Source organism: Fusibacter sp. QWL-12, assembly GCF_058683495.1.
In genome coordinates this window covers 3,709,705-3,729,158 of sequence record NZ_CM178745.1, presented here as the reverse complement: position 1 = coordinate 3,729,158, position 19,454 = coordinate 3,709,705, and the positions used below count along the sequence as shown (strand labels likewise).

Genomic DNA, 19,454 nt, shown 5'->3' with positions numbered 1-19,454 from the left:
CGCTAAGTAAGGAAGGTGACGTTATGTCCATTTCAAGAACAAAAAAAATATCTGAAGAAATAAAAAAAATTGTGAGTCATATTATGATGTTTGAAATTAAAGATCCAAGAGTTTCAAACCTATCATCGGTCACTCACGTAGATGTAACCAATGATTTAAGATATGCAACAATCTATATTAGTGTTTTCGATCCGAAACACAACGTCGAAACACAAATTGATGGTTTGAACAGTGCGAAAGGCTTTATTCGTAAGGAAATTGGTAAGCAACTCAAGTTGCACTATACGCCGGAGCCGATATTTAAGCCGGATCACTCAATTGAGCACGGCATGCATATCAATGATATATTAGGTAAACTCGATATTAAACACGATTCAGATGAGTCATCTGAGGAAGAAGAGGAGTAATATGGAATCAATTTATGAATTAAAAGCTCTTTTAGAAGATCCAGCAATTCATAATGTATTGATTCTACCGCATAATATGCCAGATGGTGATACGTTGGGATCGTGTATCGGCGTATACTATATGGTGAAACATTTTAACAAAAGGGGGTATATCGTCTTAAATGACGATATACCTTCTAATTTATCCTTCCTATTTGACGAAGAGGTAAAGTGTTATCAGCTTAGTGAGGTTGAAGACATCAATTTTGAACTAAGTATTGCGGTAGATGCTGGAGAAACAAAATTATTTGAAGATCGCTATGAAGCCTTTAAAGCATCAGGTAAAACCGTTTGTATCGATCATCATAAAACGAATTCAATGTATGCAGGGTTGAATATAGTCGAGGTGGCAGCATCTTCAACAGGCGAGATCGTTTACCAACTTATGAAGACTTTTGAATGTCCAATTAACGCGACAGCAGGGCAAGGATTATATGCTGCAATCGTTACAGATACGGGAAGTTTTAGATACACAAATACCCGAAGTGAAACCTTTACTGCTTGTAGCGAATTGATTCAAACTGGGTTTGATTTCAATCGCTTAAATGTAGAAATCTTTCAAAATAAATCTTATGAAAAGGTTCTTCTACTAAACAAAGTATTTGAGACGCTTGATTTATATGGTAATCATAAAATTGCTGTTGTTAAGTTATCTCAAGAATTAATTAACAGCTTAAATTTAAGTGAATATGACACAGACGGAATCGTCGAATTCGTTAGAGATATTAAAGGCATTGAAGTTGTAGTTTTTATTCGTCATTTAGGTGGAGTGGCTCATAAAGTATCCATGCGATCTAAACACAATGTGGATGTTAGCGAAGTAGCCATGCTTTTCCATGGTGGCGGACATACAAAAGCTGCTGGATTTAAGATGGATGCTAGTATTGATTTAATTGAAGAAAAAGTGGTTGAAGCACTTTTAAAAGTGATATAAGGAGCTTTAAATTGTCAAATGATATTAATGGCGTAATCGTCATCGACAAACCTCAAAATATGACATCGCATGATGTGGTTGCAATTATGAGGAAACGATTAAATACAAAAAAAATAGGCCACACTGGAACCTTGGATCCGATGGCAACAGGTGTATTGCCTATTTGCATTGGTAGAGCAACTAAGCTGGTCGATTATTTAACTGAAAGACGCAAAGCTTATTCTTGTGAAATGCAACTTGGTAGCGCAACTGATACTCAAGATGTTTGGGGCACTGTTACGGAATCGTTCAATGGTGAGTTTCCAGATACTTCGATTATCAAAGAAGTTGTCCTTTCGTTTATTGGTGAAATTGATCAAGTACCACCGATGTACAGTGCTTTAAAAGTCGGTGGTGAAAAACTAGTAGATCTTGCTCGAAAAGGGATTGTTGTCGAACGAGAGTCTAGAAAGAGAACCATTTATTCTATAGAAAATTTAGAAGTCAGACATCATACAATATCATTTGACGTTACTTGTTCTAAAGGAACCTATATTAGAACCCTTTGTCACGACATAGGGATAAAATTGGGTACCTTTGGACATATGACAAGTCTCAGACGCACGCTATCAGAACCTTTTTCTTTAGATGATGCCATCTCTATAGATACGGTAACTGCAGAGTCTGCAATCATTTCATTAGTTGATATTGAAACCGCTTTGTCATTTATGCCAAAAGTCGAATTAATTGGTAACCCAAAGATGATTGAACTACTAAATAATGGCGTTAAACTGGATTTGAACAATAGACTTAGTCTAGATCTTGAAGATGGCTTTTATAGAATTTTTATAGATGATGTTTTCTGGGGAATTGGGGAAGCAGAGGCGCAGAAACTAATACTCAAGAAAAACATGAAAGTATAGGCTTCATGTTCATAGGTGAAATTTAATAGGGTGAAATAATGAAAATATATTTTGAAATTGAACAAATTGATATTGGTATTGAACCTACTTCAGTTGCACTTGGTACCTTTGACGGGTTACATATCGGTCATGCTGAAGTATTGAATGAAATGAAAAAAGTAGCAAGAGAAGAAGGGCTTAAGACTTTTGTTTATACTTTTTCTAATCATCCTAAAGAGGTTATATCTCCAGATAGTGTACCTTCTAAAATTATGGATATTGATGAGAAAGTTCAGATTTTTACTAGATTTGATATTGATTACTTGTCTTTAATAAAATTTGATAAAGAACAAACCAATTATGATCCTGAAGAATTTGTATCAGAAATTCTAATTAAAAAATTAAATATGAAGCATTTAACCGTTGGTTATGATTATAAATTTGGAAAATTTGCCAAAGGCGATACCGATTTGCTCATAGCTCTTTCTAAAAAATATGGATATACCTACCATATTGTACAACCGATTATGCGAAACAATGTTCGTGTTTCATCTTCTCTAATAAGAGAACTATTGTCTGACGGTAAAATTGAAGAAGCCAATTACTATTTAGGGCGTGAGCATTTTATAAAAGGGACTGTGGTCAAAGGAAAAGGTGTGGGACACAAGCTCGGATTTCCAACAGCTAATCTAAGAATTAAAGATAATATCAGCACAATTAAGCCAGGTGTTTATGTTAGCAAAACAGTACTTAAAGGTGAGACTTATCCTTCTGTAACAAACGTTGGATTTAACCCAACGTTTGAACAAACTGGGATTCATTTAGAGACTTATATTCTAGGTGTTGATCGTCCATTGTATGACGAGATCATTGAAGTTCATTTTTTAAAGCGACTTAGAGATGAACTGAAGTTTAATAACTTGGATGACTTAATCGATGCAATGAACAGGGATTTAAAGAATACGAAAGCTTATTTTGGTTTAGATAAATAGCTTTACTTTAGTAGTTACAAGTGATATAATACGTTTGTTGTTTACCTCGGCGTTGTTAACCGGCACTCCACCGATTTACTAGGCTGAAGGCATATTATATATTAATTTAGGAGGAAACTATGATTTCAAAAGACAAAAAATTTGAAGTAATTGAGAAATTCAAAACACATCCAACTGACACTGGTTCTCCAGAAGTTCAAATCGCTATTTTAACTTCAAGAATCAACGAGTTAAATGAGCATTTATCAGTTCATAAAAAAGATCACCACTCTAGAAGAGGTCTTTTAAAAATGGTTGGTAAAAGAAGAAGTCTTCTTAACTACTTAAAGAACAACAATCTTGACAAGTACAGAGAATTAATTAAAGAACTTGGCTTAAGAAAATAAGTTTAATGATAGAGCTTGACGGATGTCAAGCTCTATTTCATTCTTAGGTATCAATAGTTCATATGTCACTAGAGGTTTCAGAAGCTGTAATTCGATGAAAACTTGAATTTCCAATGCCGAAAAGTGGACAAGACAAGTCCCGGCAGATAAATATCTCTTTATATTTAAGGAGATATTTAGTATAATATAGTAGACTTAATCATACACTAAGTGGAATTTATCTTAAAATCCTACTTATTTGAAGTGAATGCTTTTTATAGAGTGTTGACTTGAAATAAGTAGGATAAATTCCGTAAGGTGATTAAAAAAAATAGGAGGCCTTATGAGTCAAAATAATGGTTGCCAAGCTGTAGGTGGCGACAAAATAAAAGAAGTAAAAACATTTGAAACGACAATAGCTGGAAGACCCTTTAAAGTAGAAATCGGTAAAGTAGCAAATCTTGCTAATGGTTCAGCTTTAATATCATATGGAGAAACTGTTGTATTGGTTACTGCAGTCGCTTCTAGAAAACCAAAAGCTGGAATTGACTTTTTCCCATTGACAGTTGAGTTTGAAGAAAAATTATATTCTGTAGGAAAGATTCCTGGTGGTTTTATTAAAAGAGAAGGTAGACCATCTGAAAGAGCAATTCTTACGTCTAGACTAATTGATAGACCAATTAGACCTTTATTCCCAGATGGCCTTAAAAATGAGGTACAAGTAGTTGCAACTGTATTATCAGTAGATCAAGACTGTTCTCCTGATACTGTAGCGATGAACGGTGCTTCTATTGCACTTGGCATTTCTGACATTCCTTTTGATGGCCCAGCGGGTGCGGTTACAGTAGGCTATGTTGATGGAGAATATGTAATCAACCCAACTGTAGAACAAAAAGAAAAATCTAAACTTAATTTAGTCGTTGCTGGTACTGAGGAAGCAGTAGTAATGGTTGAAGCGGGCGCAGATATTCTTCCTGAAGACATCATGCTTGGTGCAATTATGTATGGTCATGATGCAATTAAGGAAATTTGCAGATTTATTAATAAAATAGCTGCTGAAATTGGTAAAGAAAAGTTTGAAATCGTATTACCAGAAGTGGATACTGAATTCCAAGATGCGATCGTTGCATTCTTATCTGATAAAATGAATCAATTGGTAAGAATTACAGACAAGCATGATAGAAATGCTGCCTTGGAAGATTTAGAAATTGAGCTTATTGAGCACTTTTCTGAATCCTATCCTGATAGTGCGGATTACCTAAAAGGTCAATTCAAAGCAATCGAAAAAACAACTATGAGAAAAATGATTATTCATGAAGGTGTAAGACCTGATGGTCGTATTCCTACTGAAATCAGACCGATCTCTTGTGAAGTTGGTTTATTACCAAGGACACATGGATCAGGTTTATTTACAAGAGGTTTAACTCAAGCACTTACAATTACAACTTTAGGTGCTCTAGGCGAAATGCAAAGAATCGATGGTTTAGATCTTGAAGATACAAAACGTTATATGCACCATTACAATTTCCCTCCTTTTTCAGTAGGTGAAGTTGGTATGAGTAGAGTTAATAGACGTGCAGTTGGTCACGGTGCTTTAGGTGAAAGAGCTTTATTGCCTGTAATCCCTTCAGAAGCTGATTTCCCATATACGATTCGTTTGGTATCAGAGGTTGTTACATGTAATGGATCAAGTTCTCAAGCAAGTATTTGTGGTAGCACATTATCACTTCTCGATGCTGGTGTACCAATTAAAGATTCAGTTGCAGGTATAGCTATGGGTCTTATTCAAGAAGATGGTAAAATTGAAATCTTAAGTGACATTCAAGGTATGGAAGATGCACTTGGCGATATGGACTTTAAAGTTGCTGGTACAAAAGATGGTATTACAGCACTTCAAATGGATATTAAAGTAGATGGCTTAAATAGAGAACTTCTTGAAAGAGCTATGGAGCAAGCTAGAACTGGCAGACTTCATATTCTTGAAAAGATGAATGCAGTCATCAATGCACCAAGAGCAGAAATGTCGCAATATGCACCTAGAGTCTTCCAAATCAAAATTGATCCAGATAAGATTAGAGATGTTATTGGACCTGGTGGAAAAGTGATTACAAGAATTACTTCTACTTACAACGTTAAAATTGATATCGAAGATACTGGTGCTGTATTAATTACAGCTAATGATGGTATTAGTGGTGAAAAAGCACTTGCTGAAATCCAAGGTATTGTAAAAGTACCTGAAGTAGGTCAAGTTTATACGGGTAAAGTAACTAGAATTCTTAAGTTCGGTGCATTTGTTGAATTAGGTCATGGTAAAGAAGGTCTTTGCCACATTTCTCAACTTGACAATAAACGAGTTGCTAAGGTTGAAGATGTTGTTAACATCGGCGATGAAGTGACCGTTAAAATCATCGAAATTGATGATCAAGGTAGAATTAACGTTTCAAGAAAAGTTTTACTAGAAGACAATAAATAGGTAAATGATGAATCACAAATTAATGTGAAGGATAACGAACCCTAGGTATTTAATACCTAGGGTTTGATATGTATGTGTTATAATATAAGAGGTGTGATTTGCACAAAAGGTTACAATTAGAAAATGGATTAACGATTGTATTTGAAAAATTAGATGGCTATCAATCGGTATCTGTCGGTGTTTGGGTTAAAACCGGCTCGTCTTATGAAGCTATAAAAGAAAACGGTCTTTCGCATTTTATAGAGCATATGTTATTCAAGGGAACTTCGAAAAGAAGTGCTAGAGATATTGCGCACATAATTGATGGAATTGGTGGGGAACTAAATGCATTTACTGCAAAGGAATGTACCTGTTACTACACTAAGACGTTAAGTACAGATTTACCGATAGCAATTGATGTGTTATCAGATATGATCTGCAATTCGACATTTAACGATGAACATATAGAAACTGAAAAAACAGTTATTATTGATGAAATCAATATGTACGAAGACGCAGCAGAAGAAGTGGTTGTCGATGTTTTGAATGAGATTACTTTTAAGGGGCATCCGTTGTCTTACCCTATACTAGGTACAAAACAAACCGTTTCATCATTTACTAGGAAAGACATTATCGGCTATTTTGAAAAGTTTTATAGACCAGACAATATGGTGATTTCTGTAACGGGTTATTTTGATGAGGATGAGTTAATTCAACTGATTGAAGAATCATTCGGGCAAATTGTTAGACGTCAGACAAGTGAAATTCACAAACTTGAAGATCCAAAATTTAATGGCGGACTTATTGTTAAAAAGAAGGATTTTGAACAGGTCCAAGTTGCGATTAATTTTCCTGGTATTGAATTTGATCACGTGTTGAGCTATGAAATGATGATTCTCAATAATGTACTCGGTGGAACTAACAGCTCAAAATTATTTCAGTCGATTCGCGAGGATCGCGGTCTGACGTATTCTATATACTCAGAACCTAATTTTTATGATGCGCTTGGTACGATGACGATTGGTTTTGGTGTTTCTAAAGAAAACCTTTCTGAAACCATGGAAATTATCGCAAATGAAATCGTTGAAATAAGAAAAAATTTAGTTTCAAATGAGGAATTTAAACACGCTCAAAGTCATTTAAGGGGAAGTTTTTTCTTAAATCTCGAAGGTAGTGAAAATCTAATGGACCTAATCGGTCGTATTGAGTTATTTGCTCATAAAGAAAAAACCATCGATGATATGCTGGATAAAATCAATCATATTAGTATCAACGGTGTCAATGAGTTAATTAAAATGTGTTTAACTCCATCAACAATTGCTATGGCTGTCGTTGGTGATGTAGAAAAAAGTGAAATTGAGATGCTCTACGACGATTTTATTCGTACAATTTCAAATTAAACTATAAAAGAATTTCTAGGGGGAAATATGAAAATTCGTATTGTGAATCAATCAGGCAATCCACTTCCAGAGTATAAAACGCATGGTGCTTCTGGTATGGATTTACTTGCTAATAACGATGAACCAATAACATTAGCACCAATGGAAAGACAACTTGTACCGACTGGATTGTTTGTTGAAATACCTTTTGGTTTTGAAGGCCAAGTAAGAGCGAGAAGCGGTCTTTCGATAAAAAATGGAATTACTTTAGTAAATTGCGTTGGTACGATTGATAGTGATTATAGAGGTGAGTTAAAAATTCCCGTAATAAACCTTAGTGATTCTAGTTTTACTATTGTTAAAGGAGATCGAGTAGCACAATTAATTATAACAAAGTATGAAAAAATTGATTGGGAACAAACTGAAGCGATAGATGAAACACACAGAGGTGAAGGCGGCTTCGGTTCAACTGGCGTATAAACGAGGTGATATAAAGTGCCAAAAACAAATCAGAAAAAACGAACCAGCTCAAGTACAAAGCGTACGACTAATAAGGCTGTAAGACCTGCTAAACCTACCAAGCAAGAGTTAGAACGTAGTTATAAAATAAAATACGAACTTAAAATGATAGCGTTGATTGCAGTTACTTTATTTATGATGTTAAGCTTATACACGACTGCAGTTGGCGTAGTTGGCCATGGCATAACCAATATTGTTTTGGGACTTTTTTCGTTTGTAGGATATAGTTTTCCTATTGTATTTTTTATTATTATATTTGTTCAGCTTAATCCAAATTTTAGACCTGCTAGACTCAGAATTAATGTTGCATTAGCACTTGTATTAATTGGATTATTATTACTTTCAACCTTAATCGCATATGACGGTATAGAAAAACAGAAGTTGATTTTAAGAAATGATTATCTAACTGGCGAAGGATTGAAACAAGCTTATGAACTAGGTATGGATTTAAATGGTGGCGGCGTATTCGGTGATGTGTTGACCATTACGACTGTCAAATTGATAGGCATTTTTGGTGCTTATATTGCGATTATAGTTTCGTTCATTGCGGGTTTTATTATTTTTACTCGTGTCTCACTTCAGGATTTATGGGAGATGAAAAAGAAGAACAGTTATGACCGAAAATTAGCTAAGGAACAAGAACGAGCTATTGAGGCAAGTATAATTGAAAATAAAAAAGCCGAGAAACTCGAAAACGAGAAAAGAAAAGACAATAAAATCAATGCACCAATTGACGAGCAAGATGTTGGATTTTTAGGTACCATTGAAAATCAGCGTAAATCAAGAAAAAAAGATGTTAAAAGTTTTGACTTTGATTCATATGATGGTGAACTTAAAACTGCTCCTGTTAATAGTGAGAGAAAAGTAGAAGCACAACAAAAAATGAATCGTGTTGGGGTTGTTTCTGATCCTTATCAAGAACTGGAAGTTATTGCAGCTAACGATCAAGTAAAGCAAGCTACAGATAAAGTAACACCAGCGATAAAGACTGAATCAGTAAATGCGTCAAAAATTGTATTTCAAGATCATACGGAAAAAAATACTGAAGCCATTAAAAGTGACACTGTTGGTAGAAGTGAACCAATCCCTAAAAACGATCCAATTATAAAAGATGATCAAGCGGGTAAAATTTCAGTTAATAAGCCCGACCAGATAAACGTAACTGAAAAGCCTGAGAAAATTAAAGAGTCAGATATTGATCCTCAAACAAGACAATTGGTAAATGATCAGATTGCTGTAAATACTGGCAAAGTTTTCGAAGCGTATACTTTACCACCAGTTGACATGTTGAATCATGGTAAACAACCTGCGGCTACAGAGGATAAAAATGAATACTTAGAGATGGCAAAGCAGCTCGAAGATACATTAAATAATTTTAATGTAGATGCTAAGGTTATATCCGTAAAAAGAGGGCCATCCATCACTATGTTTGAGGTTCAGCCAAGTCCAGGTGTCAAAGTAAGCAAGGTCGTCAGCTTATCGGATGATATTGCACTTAATCTTGCAACAACTAATGTTCGGATAGCACCAATACCAAACAAAGCAGCTATAGGCATAGAAGTACCAAATAGAACAACATCAATGGTTACGCTTAAAGAAGTTATCACTTCTGGAGAGTTTAAAAAGCAAAAGTCCAAATTGACGGTTGGTTTAGGAAAAGATATATCTGGCAATGCAATTATTGGCGATCTTGCAACCATGCCACATTTATTAATTGCAGGTGCGACGGGTTCTGGTAAGTCAGTTTGTGTGAATACAATTATTACGAGTATTTTGTTTAATGCAAAACCGGATGAGGTTAAGTTTCTTATGATCGACCCTAAAGTTGTTGAGCTAAGCAATTATAATGGCATTCCACATTTGATTTTGCCGGTAGTTACAGATCCAAAGAAGGCTTCAATCGCTTTGAACTGGGCTGTAAATGAAATGACTCGACGCTATAAGCTTTTTGCAGAGCAAGTGGTCAGAGATATGAAAAGCTACAATAAAAAAGCTGAGGCAAATGGACTCGAAATGTTGCCTCAAATAGTTGTGATCATTGATGAATTAGCGGATCTTATGATGGTAGCGCCTAATCAAGTTGAGGACGCCATCTGCCGTTTAGCTCAAATGGCGAGAGCAGCTGGAATCCATCTTATTGTTGCAACACAAAGACCTTCTGTTGATGTTATAACGGGATTGATAAAAGCCAATATTCCTTCCAGGATTGCGTTTTCTGTTTCTTCTCAAGTAGATTCACGAACCATCATTGATATGGGTGGCGCTGAGAAACTTTTGGGTAAGGGTGATATGTTGTTTTATCCAAATGGTGTATCTAAGCCGAAACGTGCACAAGGTGCCTTTGTTTCTGACGAAGAAGTTGAATCTTTAGTAAACTATATTAAAGAGCAAAATCAAGAAGTGGTATACAATGAAGAAATTCTTGACGAAGTTCAATCATTCACCACTAACATGGATGATGTGGATGAATATCTTGAAGAAGCAATTAACTTTGTTGTAGAAACCGGTCAAGCTTCTGCTTCTATGATGCAAAGAAGATTTAGAGTTGGGTATAATAGAGCCGCTAGATTGGTAGAGGCGATGGAAGAAAGAGGCATTGTCGGACCACATAGAGGTAGTAAACCAAGAGAGGTTTTAATTTCAAGAGGAGAGTTGGATGCTTTTAGCTCTGAAGCAGAAGTTGAAGAAACTTTTTCTGACGAAGCATTTGATTTTAATCAAGAAACCAATTATGAGTATGAAGAAGATGCATACTCAAACGAAGAGTAAATTAGAGTGAGGAAAATATGAAAAAAGTATTTATTGAGACCTTAGGTTGTTCTAAGAATCTTAATGACAGTGAAATTATGCTAGGCATTTTGGACGATCATTATACATTGTGTGAAGAAGTATCTGAAGCCGATGTTGTAATTGTTAATACGTGTTCTTTTATACACGATGCAAAAGAAGAATCAATTGAAACCATTTTAGAATTATCAAAATTAAAAACAAATGGTAATTGTGAAAAACTCATCGTTACGGGTTGTTTATCACAAAGATATCCAGAAACGTTGATTGAGGAAATTCCAGAAATTGATGCAGTCATTGGTACGAGTAATTTCTATGAAATAGAAGAAGTTTTAGACGTACTATACGATGAAAAGAATCCACATCACAATAACAAGCTGTTTATGAAAAATGTCGATATTGAAATTCCAGAAGCATTACCTAGAATTTTGACGACACCTTCCCATTATGCCTATTTAAAAATTGCTGAAGGCTGTGATAACAAATGTACTTATTGTATTATTCCAAAGCTAAGAGGTAAATATAGATCTAGAAAAATTGAAGATATCGTAGAAGAAGCAAAGGATCTCGCAGGTATGGGGATAAAAGAACTTATGATCATTGCTCAAGATACATCTAGATATGGTATTGATATTTATGGTGAAGCAAAACTAGATGTGCTACTAGGTGAGTTATCAAAAATTGAGGGCATAAAATGGATTCGTGTTCATTATTCTTATCCTGACATCTTAGATGATCGTTTGTTAGATGGCTTTTTCAATAATGATAAAGTGGTCAATTATTTTGATATCCCAGTTCAACATGCAAGTGACAACATTTTAAAATTAATGAATAGACGTACATCTTTAAAGGATATTGAGGAGATCATCTCTAAAATAAGATCTAGAGATCCTAGATCTGTTATTAGAACTACAGTTATTGTCGGTTTCCCAGGGGAGACACAAACTGATTTCGATATTCTGATGAACTTCGTTGAGAAGGTTAGATTTGATAGATTAGGCGCTTTTGAATATTCTTTTGAAGAAGATACGCCTTCTGCAAAATTGCCAAATCACTTGTCTGATGAAATTAAAAAAGAGAGACGTGAGCTTTTAATGGAAAAGCAGATGATCATTTCTGAATCCCTATCTTACGAAAAGATTGGAAGAGTTTACGAAGTTGTAATTGAAGAAGTAGCTGAAGCGGGTAAAATATTAGTTGGTAGAACAGCTTTTGATGCACCTGATATCGATGGTGTCGTCTATGTACACACTACTTTACCAATTGAATTTGGCACTTTTGTTAATGTTAAAATCACCGATGCCTTAGAATACGATTTGATTGGAGTGATTGAAAATGAAGATGAATATCGCAAATAAACTGACACTTTTAAGGATTGTCCTCATTCCCATTTTTATCTACCTATTGTTAGAAGGTTATACCATTGCCGCGTTCGTGATGTTTTCTATAGCGTCCCTTACAGATTTTTTAGATGGCTACTTAGCTAGAAAATATAATTTAGTTACGAACTTTGGAAAGTTTATGGATCCTTTAGCGGATAAGCTTTTGGTTACTTCTGCACTGGTTTGTTTTGTACAACTAGGTTTGTTAAATTCATGGGTTGTCATTATCATTTTATCAAGAGAGTTCATTGTAAGTATATTTAGAGCCATTGCTGCAGCTGAAGGAATAGTAATTGCAGCAAGTTGGTGGGGGAAAGCAAAAACGATTAGTCAAATGTTTATGGTTATTGTATTATTGCTCAATAATTATCCATTTGAATGGCTTCATATTCCGATGGATCAGATATTGATCTATGTGGCAACGATATTAACCGTTATATCAGGTTATGATTATATTGTAAAAAATAAACAAGTTTTAAAGGATTAGCCAAATTGGTTGACGTAATAACATTATGTCAACCAATTTCATTTTATTGGCAATGATTTTTAATGGAGGCAATATGAGAGCTGGTATTTTAGCGATAGGAACAGAGTTATTGACTGGTCAAACAGTTAACACTAATGCAGCGTATCTTGGTAGTGAGCTCGCTACATTGGGAATTGGTGTATATTATCAACAAACAGTTGGAGATAACATGGAACGCATGAAACTTGCGATATCAGAACTGCTTGAACGTGTAGACGTACTCATTACAACTGGTGGACTTGGACCGACACAAGATGACATAACAAAAGAGATGGTTGCCGAGGTTTTAAATAAAAAAATGATTCTAGATCAGCACAGTTTAGACTTAATAAAAGAACGCTTTAGAATGTTTAATCGGACTATGCCTGAAAGTAATGTTAGACAGGCTTATTTTCCAGAAGGTGCACTTATATTAGATAATAAAATGGGTACAGCTCCAGCGTGTATTGTAGAGCTTGAAAATCAAAAATGTATCATTGTTTTGCCAGGTCCACCAAGAGAAATGAAGTTTATTTATAGCACCTATATTAAAGATTACTTATCAAACAAAAGTCAATTAAAACTATCTAGTCGCTTTTTAAGTATCTATGATTATGGTGAGTCTGCTGTTGAGGAACGCTTGATTGACTTGATTGACGGTCAAACTAATCCTACATTTGCCACTTACGCAGGAGATGGAAAGGTGATTTTAAGAATTACAGCTTCTGGTCCAAACTCTTCTGAAAATGAGGCCTTATGCGATCAGTATGCTTCGGTTATTAGTGAAAGAATAGGCAAACATATTATATCGTATACTGGAGAGGATATCGATGCAGTGGTACTAAATAAGTTGCTAGATAAGAAACTTACAATTTCATTTGCAGAATCTTGTACTGGAGGTAAACTCGTCAGTTCACTAATAAAATACTCAGGTGCATCAGAGGTTGTCGATACTGGAATTGTAACTTATAGCAATGCATCAAAAGTAAGAGAACTGAATGTAAGAGAGGAAATTCTACAAACTTATGGGGCAGTCAGCCACCAAACGTGTTATGAGATGGTAAAAGGTTTGCTTGAGAAGACAGGATCAGACATAGGTATTAGCGTTACTGGAATTGCAGGCCCAAATGGTGGTACAGCTGAAAAACCGGTTGGTTTAGTTTATATTGGAATTGGAATTGGTGGTGAAATATTTACTTTCGAAAACAAGTTTACAGGTGATCGTGAATTGATACAGAATAGAACGGTTATAAAAGCACTTAAAACAATTTATGATTTTTTGGAGAAAATGTAAATAATTGACAAATTTAATTTTCAATTATATAATTGTATCAAAGTGTTTGAATAAATAAAAATATATGTTATAATAAAACAGAACAAATGTTCTAATAACAAAGGCGGGTGTATGATACTATGAGTGAGAGACAAAAGGCACTAGAAAGTGTACTTGGACAAATTGAGAAACAATTCGGAAAAGGTTCTATCATGAAGCTCGGTGATGAATCAGCTAAAATGAACGTTGAAAGTATACCTACCGGTTCTATAGATTTAGATATTGCTTTAGGAATCGGCGGTATTCCAAAGGGAAGAATAGTAGAAATTTACGGACCTGAGTCATCAGGTAAGACGACAGTTACACTGCATATGATTGCAGAAGTTCAAAAAACAGGGGGAACTGCTGCTTTTATTGATGCTGAGCATGCTCTCGATCCTGTTTATGCTAAAGCAATTGGTGTAAATATTGAAGAATTAATTGTATCTCAACCAGATACTGGTGAACAAGCACTTGAAATAGTTGATGCACTCGTTCGAAGCGGTGCGGTTGATATCGTTGTAGTTGACTCTGTTGCTGCACTTGTTCCTAAAGCCGAAATCACTGGTGAGATGGGCGATTCGCATATGGGTCTTCAAGCTAGACTTATGTCGCAAGCATTGAGAAAACTGACAGCAATAATTAATAAATCAAACTGTACTGTAATCTTTATTAACCAATTGCGTATGAAAATTGGTGTTATGTTTGGTAATCCTGAGACGACTACTGGTGGAAATGCGCTTAAGTTCTATGCGTCAGTACGTTTAGATGTCAGAAGAATTGATTCAATTAAAAAGGATTCTGATGTAATCGGAAATAGAACACGCGTTAAAGTGGTTAAAAATAAAGTTGCACCTCCATTTAAACAGGCAGAATTTGATATCATGTATGGAACAGGGATTTCTAAAGAAGGTAGTATTCTAGACGTTGCTTGTGATGCGGATATAATTAAAAAATCGGGCTCTTGGTACAGCTATGAAGGTAATAAAATAGGTCAAGGGCGTGAAAATGCAAAAGAATATTTGATTCAAAATCCTGAAATTTGTGCTGAAATTGAAAAAACTGTTCGTACACACTTTAATTTAACTGGTGCTGTAAATAACAAAGTTGAAGAATAGTAAAATTACCGAATACTCACTTGAAAAAGTGGGTATTTTTTATTTATCATCAATCATACTTGTGGTGAAATCTGACGACTTATTGTCAGGAGAATTTGTTAGTCATAATCAACACAGATCAATAGCATAAGTTAGGATATTAATACTTTTTCAATGTATTTTTAAGCAGTTTCATAGGTGATATGTATAAGTTGAACTAAAAAAAATATTTATACTGGTGGTTAATTGATATATAAATTTGCTGAAATGTAGGTGTCAACGGATTTTCAGCCTGTGTCTCACTTGACAATACACTGGAAAAATTATAAAATTAATTGTATGATTGTATATTGAAACATGCATTCATGACAAGACCAGTTTTCTGGTCTTAAAATTTAAGCAAAAGGGGGTGAACGACATAAACGTGCCAGTATTTATCGTTGTACCAGTAGTTCTTGTAATTGGAGCTATTATGTATGGAATCGGCTATATCGTTCGTAAAAATACAGCAGAAAAAGCAATTTTAAGTGCTGAGTTCAAAGCGAAAGAAATAATTGCCGAAGCTTCTAAAGCAGCTGAATCTGTTAAAAAAGAAAAGGTTCTAGAAGCAAAAGAAGAAGCTCTCCAAATTCGAAAAGAAATTGATAGAGAAACTAAGGATCGCCGTGCTGAGATACAAAAATTAGAGAGAAGAAATCTTCAAAAAGAAGAGTCACTCGATAAGAAAGCTTTAAATCTTGAGACAAAAGAAGAAAAAATTGCACAAAAGATTAAAACTGTTGAAACAAGAGAACAAGAAGCTGAAGAATTGTATACTCAACAAATCAAAGAACTTGAAAGAATTTCTCAGTTAACAATAGAAGATGCTAAAAATCAACTATTATCAGACGTAGAAAAAGAAGTTAAGCATGATACGGTTGTTCTTATTAAAGACATTGAAAGTAAAGCGCGTGAAGAGGCGAACAAAAAGGCTAAGGATATTTTAGCTTATGCAATTCAAAAGTGTGCTGCTGAATATGTGGCTGAGAGCACAGTCTCATTAGTCAATCTTCCAAATGACGAGATGAAAGGTAGAATCATCGGTCGTGAAGGTAGAAATATCAGAGCCCTTGAAACATTAACAGGTGTTGATTTAATTATTGATGATACACCAGAGGCAGTTATCTTATCTTCTTTTGATCCAATAAGAAGAGAAGTAGCTCGTATGGCACTAGAAAAACTTATCATCGACGGTCGAATTCATCCAGCTCGTATTGAAGAAATGGTTGAGAAATCAAAGAAAGAAATCGAGCAGATTATTAAAACTGAAGGTGAGAACGCTACTTTTGAAGTAGGCATCCACAATTTACATCCTGAATTGATCAAGTTAGTTGGTCGATTGAAGTATAGAACAAGCTATGGACAAAATGTTTTAAAGCATTCTATCGAGGTTGCACATCTTGCTGGATTAATGGCTGCAGAAATTGGTGCAGATGTAAAAGTAGCAAAACGTGCTGGTTTATTACATGATATTGGTAAAGCGGTTGATCATGACTTAGAAGGTACACATATCGAATTGGGTATGCAAATTTTAAGAAAGTATCGTGAATCAAAAGCAGTTATTCATGCAATGAGTACACATCACGGTGATTATGAACCGGAATCAATTGAAGCAATTTTAGTTACGGCTGCAGATGCATTATCAGCTGCTAGACCGGGCGCAAGAAGAGAAACTTTAGACACATACATCAAACGATTGGAATCATTAGAAAATATTGCTAATAGTTATGATGGTGTTGAAAAATCTTTTGCTATTCAAGCAGGTAGAGAAGTAAGAGTTGTAGTTTTACCAGAAAAGGTAAATGACGACGATATGTTCTTATTGGCTAGAGAAATTAGTAAAAAGATTGAAGCTGATTTGGATTATCCTGGACAAATTAAAGTTAATGTTATTCGTGAGTCTAGAGTAACCGATTACGCAAAATAATATAGAGCTATCTTGGAAATTAGAAGAATTCATTCGTGAATTCTTCTTTTTAATTAAGCCATAATCTCGCTTGTGGTAAAATCTGAAGGCTCGATGCCTGAAGATTTTTAATTTGTGGAAAATGGGTTATACTAGAAAATTATAATGAAGTCTACGTATTTAAATGGTTTGAATTTATACATATGTTTAACGAATATAATCAAGGGTATATAATCCTTATCTATTTAACTTCGCACTAAGGAGGATCGTAAGAATGGAAGTATTGAAGGTAGCAACACATTCAAATCCAAACTCAGTTGCTGGAGCACTTGCTGGAATTGTCCGTGAACATGGGCATGCTGAAATTCAAGCGGTTGGAGCAGGTGCGTTAAATCAAGCAATAAAAGCGATTGCAATTGCAAGAGGATTTGTGGCACCAAGTGGGATTGATCTGGTTTTTGTTCCAGCTTTTACTGAGGTTGAAATCAATGGTGAAGAGCGAACAGCAATTAAACTGATCGTCCAAAAGCATATTTTATAACAATGGAGGTTCTCAAATGGAAGTCTTAAAAGTTTCATCAAAATCTAATCCAAATTCTGTAGCAGGTGCATTAGCTGGTGTAATTCGTGAACATGGTAGTGCTGAAATTCAAGCGGTTGGTGCTGGTGCGATTAATCAGTCCATTAAGGCGATTGCGATTGCGAGAGGATTTGTATCTCCTTCAGGAATTGATTTGGTTTGTATTCCTGCATTTTCTGATATTACAATCGATGGAGAAGAACGTACTGCAATTAAACTGATTGTTCAACCAAGATCATAATTTTTAAATAAAGTTAAAGAAGAGCCTTATAGGCTCTTTTTGTTTGTAAATACTGTGAGATTATATTATAATAAAACAGAACGTGTATGATATAGCGATAATTAGTAAAAATGTTCGTATTTTTTATAATATCAGGAGGAATTCAATGTACGAAGTGTATCAAAATCCGTTAATTGAGCGTTATTCTAGTGAAGCAATGTTAAAGGTATTCTCACCAGCAAACAAATTCTCTAATTGGAGAAAATTATGGATTGCATTAGCAGAAAGTGAAAAAGAACTTGGATTAAATATTACACAGGAACAAATAGATGAACTAAAAGCACATATTTTTGATATTGATTTTAAACGTGCAACAGAAATAGAGAAAGAAGTAAGACATGACGTTATGTCACACGTACATGCTTATGGCGAACAATGTCCAAATGCTAAACCAATTATCCATCTTGGTGCAACTAGTGCGTACGTTGGTGACAATACAGATTTAATTGTTATGAGAGAAGGCCTGTGGTTGGTTCAAGAAAAGCTCTCTATTTTAATTGATAAGCTTGCGTCTTTTGCTGAAGAAAATAAAGGAATACCAACACTAGGTTTTACACATTATCAACCTGCACAGCTGACAACGGTAGGAAAAAGAGCAACACTTTGGTTAATGGATTTAGTGATGGACTATGAAGATCTAGATGTTTTAATAGGACAGTTTAAAATGAGGGGTGTTAAAGGGACAACTGGTACACAAGCTTCATTTTTAAGCTTATTTGATGGCAATCATGAAAAAGTTAAAGAACTTGATAAAATGGTGTCACAAAAAATGGGCTTCGAAGATACACTTGCAGTAACGGGACAAACTTATACAAGAAAAATTGATGCAAAAGTATTGAACGTGTTAAATGGTATTGCTCTATCACTTCATAAAATGACAAACGATATTAGAATGTTGCAATCTTTAAAAGAACTTGAAGAGCCTTTTGAGAAAAAGCAAATTGGTTCATCGGCAATGGCATACAAACGAAACCCTATGAGAAGTGAAAGAATTGCTTCATTATGTAAATATATCATGTCATTAACGACAAGCCCACAGCTTGTTGCAGCAACACAGTGGTTTGAAAGAACACTTGATGATAGTGCGAACAAACGTTTAGCGGTATCTGAAGCCTTCTTAGCTTTGGATGCGTGCCTAGATATTGCAAATAATGTATGTTCAGGTATGGTTGTTTATGAAAAAGTGATTCATAAGCATGTAATGGCAGAACTACCTTTTATGGCAACTGAAAACATTATTATGGAAGCAGTAAAAAAAGGTGGCGATAGACAAGAAATGCATGAGTTGATTCGTGTTCATTCTATGGCAGCTGGTATGCAAGTGAAGATGCATGGCGAAGACAATGATCTTTTAGACAGAATTATTAGTGATCCGGCATTCAACTTAAGTGAATCTGATTTAAGCGATTTGCTTAAGCCTGAAGCCTATATAGGTAGAAGTTCAGAGCAGGTGGATGAATTTATCGATACAATGGTAAAACCAATTAGGGAAAAAAATGCTTCTGTTCTTGGTAAAGAAGTAGATCTTAAAGTGTAGAAGTAAAAATAACGATATATGTGAACCAGCTTCGATGATAATGAAGCTGGTTTTTTTACTT

Annotated in this window: 17 protein-coding genes; all 17 read left to right on the top strand. The window is 34.9% G+C overall.

Annotation, left to right across the window (positions count from 1 at the left end):
- The first annotated feature begins 23 nt into the window (after positions 1 to 23).
- The 17 genes from rbfA (at position 24) to purB (ending at position 19,393) form a co-directional block, all read left to right on the top strand.
- Complete coding sequence (gene rbfA / locus AC4PID_RS17800; protein ID WP_492133335.1) at positions 24 to 407, top strand: 30S ribosome-binding factor RbfA; 384 nt, start codon at positions 24 to 26, stop codon at positions 405 to 407.
- Position 408: 1 nt separating this feature from the next.
- The gene (locus AC4PID_RS17795) at positions 409 to 1,380 is read left to right on the top strand and encodes a DHH family phosphoesterase (RefSeq protein WP_492133334.1); all 972 of its coding nucleotides are present in this window, start codon (positions 409 to 411) and stop codon (positions 1,378 to 1,380) included.
- Positions 1,381 to 1,391: 11 nt separating this feature from the next.
- On the top strand, positions 1,392 to 2,282 hold the full coding sequence (truB, locus tag AC4PID_RS17790; protein ID WP_492133333.1) for a tRNA pseudouridine(55) synthase TruB: 891 nt from the start codon (positions 1,392 to 1,394) through the stop codon (positions 2,280 to 2,282).
- Positions 2,283 to 2,320: 38 nt separating this feature from the next.
- Positions 2,321 to 3,253 carry a bifunctional riboflavin kinase/FAD synthetase gene (locus AC4PID_RS17785; RefSeq protein ID WP_492133332.1) on the top strand — a complete coding sequence of 311 codons (933 nt, stop codon included), beginning with the start codon at positions 2,321 to 2,323 and terminating at the stop codon, positions 3,251 to 3,253.
- 119 nt (positions 3,254 to 3,372) lie between these two features.
- The gene (rpsO, locus tag AC4PID_RS17780) at positions 3,373 to 3,639 is read left to right on the top strand and encodes a 30S ribosomal protein S15 (RefSeq protein ID WP_492133331.1); all 267 of its coding nucleotides are present in this window, start codon (positions 3,373 to 3,375) and stop codon (positions 3,637 to 3,639) included.
- Between the two features lie 322 nt (positions 3,640 to 3,961).
- Positions 3,962 to 6,091 (top strand): polyribonucleotide nucleotidyltransferase, encoded by a 2,130-nt coding sequence (pnp, locus tag AC4PID_RS17775; protein WP_492133330.1) that lies wholly within the window; start codon positions 3,962 to 3,964, stop codon positions 6,089 to 6,091.
- A 98-nt stretch (positions 6,092 to 6,189) separates the two neighbouring features.
- Positions 6,190 to 7,470, top strand: coding sequence for a M16 family metallopeptidase (locus AC4PID_RS17770; protein WP_492133329.1), 1,281 nt, complete (start codon positions 6,190 to 6,192; stop codon positions 7,468 to 7,470).
- A 27-nt stretch (positions 7,471 to 7,497) separates the two neighbouring features.
- Entirely contained in the window at positions 7,498 to 7,929 is a 432-nt protein-coding gene (dut, locus tag AC4PID_RS17765) for a dUTP diphosphatase (RefSeq protein ID WP_492133328.1), read from the top strand.
- Positions 7,930 to 7,944: 15 nt separating this feature from the next.
- On the top strand, positions 7,945 to 10,737 hold the full coding sequence (locus tag AC4PID_RS17760) for a DNA translocase FtsK (protein ID WP_492133327.1): 2,793 nt from the start codon (positions 7,945 to 7,947) through the stop codon (positions 10,735 to 10,737).
- Positions 10,738 to 10,754: 17 nt separating this feature from the next.
- The gene (gene rimO, locus AC4PID_RS17755) at positions 10,755 to 12,113 is read left to right on the top strand and encodes a 30S ribosomal protein S12 methylthiotransferase RimO (protein WP_492133326.1); all 1,359 of its coding nucleotides are present in this window, start codon (positions 10,755 to 10,757) and stop codon (positions 12,111 to 12,113) included.
- Positions 12,097 to 12,624: a CDP-diacylglycerol--glycerol-3-phosphate 3-phosphatidyltransferase gene (pgsA, locus tag AC4PID_RS17750; protein ID WP_492135399.1), complete on the top strand. Its 528-nt coding sequence runs from the start codon at positions 12,097 to 12,099 to the stop codon at positions 12,622 to 12,624. Before rimO ends, pgsA begins: the two co-directional genes overlap by 17 nt.
- A 73-nt stretch (positions 12,625 to 12,697) precedes the next feature.
- Positions 12,698 to 13,936, top strand: coding sequence for a competence/damage-inducible protein A (locus AC4PID_RS17745; protein WP_492133325.1), 1,239 nt, complete (start codon positions 12,698 to 12,700; stop codon positions 13,934 to 13,936).
- Between the two features lie 119 nt (positions 13,937 to 14,055).
- Complete coding sequence (recA, locus tag AC4PID_RS17740) at positions 14,056 to 15,072, top strand: recombinase RecA (protein ID WP_492133324.1); 1,017 nt, start codon at positions 14,056 to 14,058, stop codon at positions 15,070 to 15,072.
- Positions 15,073 to 15,523: 451 nt separating this feature from the next.
- A complete protein-coding gene (gene rny, locus AC4PID_RS17735; RefSeq protein ID WP_492135398.1) occupies positions 15,524 to 17,017 on the top strand; it encodes a ribonuclease Y in 1,494 nt (497 codons plus the stop codon).
- A 253-nt stretch (positions 17,018 to 17,270) separates the two neighbouring features.
- Positions 17,271 to 17,537 (top strand): stage V sporulation protein S, encoded by a 267-nt coding sequence (locus AC4PID_RS17730; RefSeq protein WP_492133323.1) that lies wholly within the window; start codon positions 17,271 to 17,273, stop codon positions 17,535 to 17,537.
- A gap of 16 nt (positions 17,538 to 17,553) precedes the next feature.
- Entirely contained in the window at positions 17,554 to 17,817 is a 264-nt protein-coding gene (locus AC4PID_RS17725; RefSeq protein WP_492133322.1) for a stage V sporulation protein S, read from the top strand.
- Positions 17,818 to 17,962: 145 nt separating this feature from the next.
- Positions 17,963 to 19,393 (top strand): adenylosuccinate lyase, encoded by a 1,431-nt coding sequence (gene purB, locus AC4PID_RS17720; RefSeq protein WP_492133321.1) that lies wholly within the window; start codon positions 17,963 to 17,965, stop codon positions 19,391 to 19,393.
- Positions 19,394 to 19,454: the final 61 nt, after the last annotated feature.